Raw genomic sequence first — 978 nt, 5'->3', positions numbered from 1 at the left:
CAACGCGACCGAAGGCTTCGGCATCGTCGCCCCGCTCGCCGCCGCCGGGACGCGGCCATCCTGGGGCCGACTGGCCCTGCTCGGTCTGATCGCCGGCGGTCCCACGTTCCTGGGTACCGTCGTCGGCCAGCACGTCACCAACAGCACCCTCTCGATCGGATTCCTCACCCTGGCCGCCGGATCGATCCTCTACGTGGTCATCGAGCTACTCGCGGTTGCCCGCAAGAGCGGAATGAAGGAACTAGTAGGACTTTGTTAGGTTTGTCACTTCTTGTGTGAGGGCTCGAGATTCGGCGTGATTCTCGAGACGATCACCGGATGGATGCTGCAGCCCTGGCCGAGGTCGACGAACGTCTGGATTCGTTTGTCGGTGAGGTGTTCTCGTCGTTGAAGCGGAAGGATCAGCGGGCGACGGCGGGGGTGTACACGCGGGGGTTGATGCTCGACGGCCGCCGCAAGTCGATGCAGCCGATGGCCGAGCGGTTGAGAATCGATCACCAACGCCTGCAGCAGTTCGTGACCAATTCTCCGTGGGACGTGGTTCCGGTTCGGAAGACGCTGTCGCGCAGGGCGTGCGATCTGATCAAGCCGGACGCGTGGGTCATCGATGACACCGGGTTCGCGAAGGACGGCGACGGCTCGCCGTGCGTGGCGCGGCAGTACTCGGACACGCTCGGCAAGGTCGGCAACTGCCAGGTCGCGGTCAGTGTGCACGCCGCCACCGATGCGGCGTCTGCGCCGCTGGACTGGCGCCTGTATCTGCCCGAAAGCTGGGACGACGCCGCGGCGGAGGACCCCAAGACGGCCGCGGCGATCACCGCCCGGCGTCGTCGCGGTGCGATTCCCGACGACGAGCGGCACCGCACCAAGTGGCGGATGTCGATCGAGATGCTCGACGAGCTGATCGAATGGGGCCGCACCCCCGCGGTGATCGTCGCCGATGCCGGCTACGGCGACTCCGCGACCTTTCGTCAACAG

1 protein-coding gene and 1 pseudogene are annotated in these 978 nt (G+C 66.2%); both read left to right on the top strand.

The window, feature by feature from the left end; genetic code table 11:
• Positions 1-259 (top strand): annotated as a pseudogene (locus ABD951_RS17890) (ZIP family metal transporter); the annotation flags it as partial.
• A 59-nt stretch (positions 260-318) separates the two neighbouring features.
• A partial coding sequence (locus ABD951_RS17885; RefSeq protein WP_345347858.1) for an IS701 family transposase occupies positions 319-978 on the top strand: 660 nt, incomplete at its 3' end.

Origin of the sequence: Rhodococcus olei (assembly GCF_039540555.1) — a bacterium.
In the GTDB taxonomy this organism is placed as follows: Bacteria; Actinomycetota; Actinomycetes; order Mycobacteriales; family Mycobacteriaceae; genus Rhodococcus_G; species Rhodococcus_G olei.
This window is presented reverse-complemented; position numbering and strand designations above follow the sequence as displayed.